We start from the raw sequence: 257 nt of genomic DNA, 5'->3' as shown, positions 1-257 counted from the left end.
ATGCTGACTCCATTGCATCAAGCAATCAAACAAGCGTTAAAGAAGGCACCTTTGATTCATGCCGACGAAACCTCTCATCACCGAAATGATGAGCAAAGCCTTCGTTGGTGTTGGTTAGTGGCCAGCGATGATCTTGTCTATGAACAAATACTCTATTCACGCTCATCTTCCTCAGCGAAAAAGGTCATCGATGAAGACTATGCAGGCATTGTGGTTAGCGACCAGTGCCCAAGCTATAACTGGATAGCCGCAGACCG

At 46.7% G+C, this 257-nt stretch carries 1 protein-coding gene; it reads left to right on the top strand.

Annotation, left to right across the window (positions count from 1 at the left end; genetic code table 11):
- Positions 1 to 257 (top strand): transposase (locus H5300_RS27455; RefSeq protein WP_182797411.1); only part of this gene is annotated, 257 nt, incomplete at both ends.

This window comes from Vibrio sp. SG41-7 (assembly GCF_014164465.1).
In the GTDB taxonomy this organism is placed as follows: Bacteria; Pseudomonadota; Gammaproteobacteria; order Enterobacterales; family Vibrionaceae; genus Vibrio; species Vibrio splendidus.
This window is presented reverse-complemented; position numbering and strand designations above follow the sequence as displayed.